A 7,234-nucleotide genomic window follows, 5' to 3' on the forward strand; every position below is an offset into this window, starting at 1 on the left:
GATAGGTTTCATTGCATGAAGCGCGCCCTCGTGGTCCTCGCCGTCCTGCCTGCCCTGCTCGTAGCGACGCCCGGCGGCGCCTTGGCCGCCGACGCCTCCTACCGGACGTTGAGCGCGGCCAGCCACCCGGACTGGATGCGCGACCTGCCGGACACCACCCCGCTGGCGGCGCTGTCCATCCCGGGCACGCACGAGACGATGTCGATCCACGGCGGCGCGCTGACCCAGACGCAGGAGAACTTCGGCGACAGCGGGGCCACGCTGGCCCGCCAGCTCACCGCCGGCATCCGCATGATCGACATCCGGGCCCGGGTCAACGGCGGGAACACCTTCACGATCCACCACGGCGCGGCCTATCAGAACGCGAACTTCGGCGACGTCGTCGCGGTGCTGCGCACCTTCCTCGCGGACCATCCGGGCGAGACCGTCGTGATGCGCCTCAAACAGGAGTGCACCGGACAGCTCGGATCCTGTACGGACGTTTCGGGCCAGAAGAGCTTCGCGGACATCTTCGACTCCTACGTGACCCCGCTGTTCTGGCAGCCTTCGGTGACCCGGGCAACGGCGGCCGGGCTCCCGACCCTCGGCGCGGTGCGCGGCAAAGTGGTCCTCGCCGTGCTGCACGGGGCGTTCGGCAGCCCGATCGAGCACTACGGTCTGGCCCACTTCGACCAGTGGCGGGATGGTTCGTCCACGTACGTGCAGGACAACTACTCGGTGCCGAACGTGGGCGCCATCGCCACCAAGCGCGACCAGGTCAGGCGCCACCTCGACACCACCGGCGCCGGCGACCCGGCCAGGTGGTACGTCAATTTCGCCAGCGGATCGAGCATTTTCGCCCAGCCGCAACAGGTGGCCGGCGGCGCCCTGGGCGTGCAGGGCGTGAACCCGTTCCTGCTGGTCTACCTCAACGAGGGCCACGGGCTGCGCCGCACCGGAACGATCATGCTGGACTTCCCCGGCGCCGGACTGATCGACAAGATCATCTCTTACAACTGACCTTTTTTCCGTCAGGTTTGAGCCTTCACCCGCTGAACCGCGTAGTACCCGTCGACGGCCTGCCGAGACCGGACCGTCACGTCGGCCGCTGGGGGGTGGCAGACGCCGAAGGACGACTGCTGAGCGGGTGAGGTCGATGGCGCGAGCGTACGGCGATACTGCCGGCCGATCAGGGCCGACCATGTTCGGAACCTTCGAGGACCAGCGCGAACCCGAGTACGAGCCCACGGTGCTGCCCGACCGCGGCTTCTGGGAGCAGCCCGACCTCAACGAGGCGGTGCCACGCGGCGACATCATCGTCGAGGCCCCGGACTCCTCCGGCTGGCAAGGCACCGGCCCGGCGATCGTCACCGACGACCGCCCGCCCGCAGAGGCCACCTCCGGCAACCGCCTGCTCACGGTGCTGCTGTTCTTCTCCGGGCTAGCCACGAGCATCTCGCTCTGGCTCTTCGACACCCAGGCCGGCGCGATCAACGACACGGCCACGCTGATGCTGGCCGCGGGCCGGATCACCGGGCTGACCGGCGGCTACCTGCTCTTCATCCAGCTGCTGATGATGAGCAGGGTCTCCTGGCTCGAGGAGTGGGTCGGCGCCCGCGACCTGCTGCGCTGGCACCGCTGGCTGGGCACCACGCTGGTCGTCTCGGTGCTCGCGCACATCGTCTTCATCGTCTACGGCTACGCGCTGACCGCCGAATCCGGCGTCGTCGACCAGGGCTGGACGATCATCACCACGCTGCCCGAGATGATCAGCGCGACGGTGGCCACCGGCCTGCTGGTGCTGATCAGCCTGATCTCGATCCGGGCCGCGCGCAGCAAGCTGCCCTACGAGCTCTGGCACTTCATCCACCTCACCGCCTATCTGGTGCTGCTGCTCGGCTACGGCCACCAGGTCGCCACCGGGGCGGACCTCTCCGGCAAGTTCGCGTCGATCTTCTGGCCCGCGCTGAGTGCCCTGGTCATCGCCGCCCTGGTCTGGGGCCGGCTGGTCGAGCCGCTGTGGCTCAATGTGCGGCACCGCTTCGAGGTGGCCGAGGTCGTCGCCGAGGGCGCGAACACGTTCTCGATCTACATCGACGGCCGCAACCTGGAGCGGCTGCCGGCGCAGGCGGGCCAGTTCATGCGCTGGCGCTTCCTGACCGCCAACGGCTGGTGGCAGTCGCACCCGTTCTCGCTCTCCGCTGCGCCGAACTCGCAGTGGCTGCGCCTGACCGTCACCGCGGTCGGCGGGCACACCGCGAAGCTCGCGGAGATGCAGCCGGGCACGCCGATCTGGGCGGAAGGCCCGTTCGGCACGTTCACGGCGCAGCGCCGCACCCGCCGCCGGGCGCTGCTGATCGCGGGCGGCAGCGGCATCGCACCGATCCGGGCCCTGCTCGAGGACATGCCGCCGGACACGATCGTGATCTACCGGGCCAGCCGCCCCGACGAGCTGGTCTTCCGCGAGGAGCTGGAGGACCTGGCCGAGCGCCGCGACGCCTGGGTCCGCTACATCGTCGGCTCCCGCAACGACCCGGGCCCGCGCCGTCTCTTCACGGCGAATGGCCTGCTCGGGCTGGTGCCCGACGTGAACCGCCGGGACGTCTACCTGTGCGGCCCGCCCGGGCTGGTGGACGCCGCGGTGCAGACCCTGCGCGAGCTGGAAGTGCCAGACAGCCAGTTGCACCTCGACCCCTTCGAATTCTGATTCCGGGAGTTTCCTCATGCGACGCAGCACCGCAGCAGCCGTTGGGACGTTGACCGGCGCCGCCCTGATCGTCGGGGTCCGGCTGAGCGTCTCCGCACCGGTGGTTCCCACGGCCGCGCCGCCCGCCGTCGACCTGGCGAACTCGGGCCAGGACGCCGACCCGGAGGCGACCTCGTCGAAGAAGCCGTCGTCGAAGAAGCCCACGGCCAAGCCGACGGAGGAGGCCGCGGACACCGAAGGCGAAGCGGGCGGCAGCGGCCTGAAGAATGGCGTCTTCAAGGGCTCGGCGGCGAAGAACCCGTACGGCACCATCCAGGTGTCGATCAAGATCTCCGGCGGCAAGATCACCGCGGCGGACGCCACGTACCCGGTCACCGGCGACAGCGCGACGATCAACCCCCCGGCGATCGCCGCGCTGAAGCAGGACACCGTGCAGGCACAGAGCGCCGACGTCGACGCGGTCTCGGGCGCGACGTTCACCTCCGAGTCGTACGTGAAGTCGCTCCAGGCCGCCATCGACCAGGCCACGGCGTAGAGTTCCGCGCCATGCACCACGCCGAGCACGTCATGGGCACGGTCGTCAGCATCGACCTGGCCGACAACCTGCCGCAGGAGCAACTGCGCGCGATGGTCGACGACGTGTGCGGCTGGCTGCACGAGGTGGACCGGCGCTTCAGCACCTATCGCGAGGACAGCGAGGTCAGCAGGCTGCGCCGGCGGGAACTCAACCCGGCGGACTGCTCCACGGACATGCAGCACGTGCTGGAGGCGTGCGCGGACCTGTGGCGCGAGACGGACGGATACTTCGACGCCTACGCGGCCGGCCCGCTCGACCCGTCGGGCTACGTCAAGGGCTGGTCGGTGGAGATCGCCTCCGCGCGGCTGGCCCAGGCCGGCTCGGTCAACCACTGCGTGAACGCCGGCGGCGACATCCGGGCGCGCGGCCGCTCCGGCACGGGCGCGCTGTGGCGGGTCGGCATCCGGCACCCGTGGGAAGCGGACAAGCTGAGCTGGGTGCTCGCGGTGAGCGACCAGGCCGTGGCGACGTCGGGAACCTACGAGCGCGGGGACCACGTGTTCAACCCGCGCACGGGTGAGCCGGCCCGGGGCCTGCGCTCGGTGACCGTGGTGGGACCTGACCTGGCGCTGGCGGACGCCTACGCGACGGCGGCCCTGGCGATGGGCGAGGCCGGGATCGCCTGGCTCGCCAAGCTGGCTGCGGACGGCTACGACTCCGCGCTGGTCACCGATGACGGGCGGGCGTTCAGCTCCGCCGGCCTTCCTGCCGCCGTCTGACCTCATCGGCCCCTCCTCCCCTGCCTGCGGCCGGTCTAGAAGTCGGCGAAAAGGTAGGGCATCCGCTTGGGGAACAACGCGGTCAGCGGCCCGACCGCCGACGCCTCCACCTGCCCGAATCCCCTGGTCATGACCTCGACCGGGTCCAGGACGCCGTACGCGAGCCCGGAGATGCCCCCGCAGGTGACCGTCGCCTGCGGCGCGTTCTTGCTCGGCTCCACGGAGAGCCGCCCGCCCTCGCCGGTCAGCTGGTAGCACCCGGCGATGAAGTCGTCGTCGACCACCTCGATCGTGATCGACTCGTCCGCCGTCGTCACCGTGCCGGTCAGCGCCTCCATCGACAGCAGGCGAGCCATCGGGCCGGCATGGCTGGGATGATCCACCCGGCCCTGGGTGAGCACCGGGAAGTCGGTGCCCCAGAGCTCCGGCACCTCGTCCGCGCCGATGGTCACGATCACCCGTCCCACCTGATCCACGTGCCGGGCGAAATACTGCAGCAGCAGCGCCCGGCCGAGCGGCCCGGTGGTGAGCAGGTCGCCTGCCACCAGATCACCGCCGAACCGGTCGATCCGGTAGGTCACCGCACCGACCACCTCGCCGTCGACCCGGGCGATCGCCACCCAGCGCGGCAGCTCCCGGAACTCGGCGGTGCGGACCTCGTCGTACACCGAGAAGCCGTGCCGCTGCCCCAGCAGGCGCAGCGTGAGGGCATCGTAGTCGTCGAAGCCCGCCTGCATGGGCACCCGCTCCACCACGCCCGGCAGATCGGCGCTGAGCAGGTGGGAGAGGCCCTGAGGGGCGAAGGTGGCGGTCCGGAACCGAGGCAGGCCGACAAAGCCGAAGCGGCCGTAGAAGGAAGGCCGGAACGGGTAGAGGGCGCTGACGGTGCAACCCTGGTCGCGCATCTGGTGGAGAAGGCGGGTCAGCAGCTCACGGACGAACCCCCGGCGGCGAGCGGACGGGTGGGTCGAGACCGAGGCGACGCCGGCCATCTCGTGCAGGACGCCCCGCACGTTCTGCCGCATCGGGAAGGCGCCGACGCAGGCCAGCGCCTGCCCGTCCTCCTCGGCGACAAGGCTGACTGCGGTCCGGTAGAACCGCATCCGCCGGGCGTAGTCCTCCCGGTCGGCGTCGGCCCACGGCGAGGGACTGAACGCGTACGCCTGCAGGGGAAACATGGTGTCGGTGCGTTCCTCGGCGGTGACCTGTCGGATCTGCATGAGGCCATCCAAGCGGGTCCGGGGACGACACGCGCGCCGGATTTCCTTACCTGTGGATAACGCCGATCGCGACGCGCCGGGGTACCCCGGTTTGGCAAGGCGGCCGGGTACCCGCTAATGTTTCATCCGTCGCCGGGGAACGCGCCGGAGAGACAAGCGGACGTAGCGCAGCTGGTAGCGCATCACCTTGCCAAGGTGAGGGTCGCGGGTTCGAATCCCGTCGTCCGCTCGGAGAGGCCGCCACAGGTTACGTGCGGGGTCTGCTCGGTGGAGTGGCCGAGAGGCGAGGCAACGGCCTGCAAAGCCGTGTACACGGGTTCAAATCCCGTCTCCACCTCGGCATCGAGGGCGATTGGCGCAGCGGGAGCGCGCTTCCTTGACACGGAAGAGGTCACTGGTTCGATCCCAGTATCGCCCACCAGATGAATCAGCAGGTCAGAGCGGGTTTCATCCCTCAGGGATGGAGCCCGTTTCCCGTTGGGAGACGTGCTGGGGAGAATCTGGGGAGAAGATCTTGACATCGGGGAGAACGTCATTCCCCACGCTCCCTCAACAGGTGATCGAGAACGGCGACCGGTGACCCTGGGCTGAACGCGCCTCGCACATCGAGCGCCGAGTGCCACAGATCGGTCAGACCACCCAGGAGACGCTCCGTCATCCCCGAGGTGATGTGCGCATAGCGCGCCTGCACCGAGCCGTCCTCATGGCCCATCTGGTCGTCCATGAGCGTAGCCGGGGTGCCCATCATCGTCTTGTAGGTGTGCCGCAGCCCGTGCGGAGTCAGCCCGGGGGCGATCGGCACCCAGCAGGCATCGGCCCCGCCGGCGGCGTTGCGGCCCCGGACCGGCACCCCGGGCCACGGGTCGGCCAGCACCGGCACCGGGCGCGCGGGAAGCGGAGCCTTGCCCGGATAGCGGCCGGTCGCCGCCGGCTGGAACAACCAGGTCGCGAAGCCGTTGCGCCGCTGATGCGGTGCCAGCGCCGCCGCCGGGGCACCCCGGACGTAGCCGAGTTCGGCGATGGCGGCCTGGACCCGGGCACGGGTCGGCTCGGCCACCACCGCGCGGCCGTTCAGCACGGCGGACACGGTGCCGATCCCGACCTCGGCACGACGAGCCACGTCAGCCAGCCTCGGCCCAGCGTTCCGGGCGGCACCCGGAGCGGCGCGATGCCCGCTGAACACGTACCGCATCCCATGGCAGGGGCACTCCCCCGGCCGGGTCCGCCCGATGTGATCCGCGGCGGGACTCGTCCTTGGGCGGGCAGCGGTGCAGCTGCCCGCTGTCCAGCTCGTAGAGCTGCCACTCCACCCGGATGCCCGCCGGCCGCACGAACGTGGCCTCCAGGCCGACAAGCTCACCCCAGCGGATCCCGGTGAAGCCCAGGGTCACCACCGCCACGAACTCGTCGTCACGACCGGACAGCAGCGCGGCTCGTTCCGCGATCAGCAAGATCCCGAGAGCCGTGGTGATCCCCTTCTCCGCGCCCCGATGCTGCGACCGACCCACACGCCTACCACGGCCGCGCCGCTTCGCCGCCGGGTTCGCGACGACCAGGCCGTCCTCCACCGCATCGGCCAGGATCAGATGCAGCAGTGCCCGCCACGACCGGATACTGGAATCCGCGTAGCCGGCCGTCCGCTCACCCTCGGCGGCTGCGTCCGTGCTAGGGACCGTCATGATGGTTCCCACCTGCAATCGTAGCGAGGGTGAGCTGGATAAACGGACCGCCAACGTCCGTGCCCGTCCACCGTTCGGTTGGCACCCCCAGTTGGTCGCACATGCCGACACCCTGATCCTCGCTGCTTAACACCCGCTGGTCTCACCGATCGTGACAAATCCCGGACGACCCCTCGCGTTTACCTCACTCAGAAGGCGCAAACCGCAATGTGGCACAAGGGGACGCTTGCCTCTGGCCGCACGGGCCTATTGGTCCTTAGCCTGGATCCACCGATGAATAGCGTTCGCGTCGGCGTGCCGGAGATAGAAGATGCCCTCTGAGCTGGAAGTATAGGAGTTCTGACGCTTCTATC

5 protein-coding genes, 3 tRNA genes and 1 pseudogene are annotated in these 7,234 nt (G+C 69.8%); 7 read left to right on the forward strand and 2 right to left on the reverse strand.

Annotated features, from left to right (window positions below; genetic code table 11):
* Positions 1 to 15: 15 nt before the first annotated feature.
* The 4 genes from ACIBQZ_RS35955 to ACIBQZ_RS35970 all read left to right on the forward strand — a co-directional run bounded on the left by ACIBQZ_RS35955 (position 16) and on the right by ACIBQZ_RS35970 (position 3,982).
* Positions 16 to 999 carry a phosphatidylinositol-specific phospholipase C gene (locus ACIBQZ_RS35955; RefSeq protein WP_396093333.1) on the forward strand — a complete coding sequence of 328 codons (984 nt, stop codon included), beginning with the start codon at positions 16 to 18 and terminating at the stop codon, positions 997 to 999.
* A gap of 181 nt (positions 1,000 to 1,180) precedes the next feature.
* Positions 1,181 to 2,686 carry a ferric reductase-like transmembrane domain-containing protein gene (locus ACIBQZ_RS35960; protein WP_396093334.1) on the forward strand — a complete coding sequence of 502 codons (1,506 nt, stop codon included), beginning with the start codon at positions 1,181 to 1,183 and terminating at the stop codon, positions 2,684 to 2,686.
* A gap of 16 nt (positions 2,687 to 2,702) precedes the next feature.
* Positions 2,703 to 3,221, forward strand: coding sequence for an FMN-binding protein (locus tag ACIBQZ_RS35965; protein ID WP_396093335.1), 519 nt, complete (start codon positions 2,703 to 2,705; stop codon positions 3,219 to 3,221).
* Between the two features lie 11 nt (positions 3,222 to 3,232).
* Positions 3,233 to 3,982, forward strand: a complete 750-nt coding sequence (locus ACIBQZ_RS35970) for an FAD:protein FMN transferase (RefSeq protein WP_396093336.1) — start codon at positions 3,233 to 3,235, stop codon at positions 3,980 to 3,982.
* Between the two features lie 35 nt (positions 3,983 to 4,017).
* On the opposite strand, the gene eis is transcribed toward ACIBQZ_RS35970, so the two are convergent.
* Positions 4,018 to 5,202 carry an enhanced intracellular survival protein Eis gene (gene eis, locus ACIBQZ_RS35975; protein ID WP_396093337.1) on the reverse strand — a complete coding sequence of 395 codons (1,185 nt, stop codon included), beginning with the start codon at positions 5,200 to 5,202 and terminating at the stop codon, positions 4,018 to 4,020.
* 156 nt (positions 5,203 to 5,358) lie between these two features.
* Here eis and ACIBQZ_RS35980 point away from each other — a divergent pair.
* From ACIBQZ_RS35980 to ACIBQZ_RS35990, 3 genes are all read left to right on the forward strand, one after another.
* A tRNA-Gly gene (locus ACIBQZ_RS35980) sits at positions 5,359 to 5,431 on the forward strand.
* A 37-nt stretch (positions 5,432 to 5,468) separates the two neighbouring features.
* Positions 5,469 to 5,539, forward strand: a tRNA-Cys gene (locus ACIBQZ_RS35985).
* A 9-nt stretch (positions 5,540 to 5,548) separates the two neighbouring features.
* A tRNA-Val gene (locus ACIBQZ_RS35990) sits at positions 5,549 to 5,623 on the forward strand.
* 111 nt (positions 5,624 to 5,734) lie between these two features.
* On the opposite strand, the pseudogene ACIBQZ_RS35995 reads toward ACIBQZ_RS35990, so the two are convergent.
* Positions 5,735 to 6,845: pseudogene (locus ACIBQZ_RS35995) on the reverse strand (LacI family DNA-binding transcriptional regulator); the annotation flags it as partial.
* Positions 6,846 to 7,234: the final 389 nt, after the last annotated feature.

Source organism: Actinoplanes sp. NPDC049599, from assembly GCF_044465625.1.
Taxonomy (GTDB): Bacteria; Actinomycetota; Actinomycetes; order Mycobacteriales; family Micromonosporaceae; genus Actinoplanes.

Excerpts from the sequence above, each read along its gene's own strand:
- ACIBQZ_RS35955 (WP_396093333.1), top strand. The coding sequence starts at position 16 with ATGAAGCGCGCCCTCGTGGTCCTCGCCGTCCTGCCTGCCCTGCTCGTA.
- ACIBQZ_RS35960 (WP_396093334.1), top strand. The coding sequence starts at position 1,181 with ATGTTCGGAACCTTCGAGGACCAGCGCGAACCCGAGTACGAGCCCACG.
- ACIBQZ_RS35965 (WP_396093335.1), top strand. The coding sequence starts at position 2,703 with ATGCGACGCAGCACCGCAGCAGCCGTTGGGACGTTGACCGGCGCCGCC.
- ACIBQZ_RS35970 (WP_396093336.1), top strand. The coding sequence starts at position 3,233 with ATGCACCACGCCGAGCACGTCATGGGCACGGTCGTCAGCATCGACCTG.
- eis (WP_396093337.1), bottom strand. The coding sequence starts at position 5,202 with ATGCAGATCCGACAGGTCACCGCCGAGGAACGCACCGACACCATGTTT.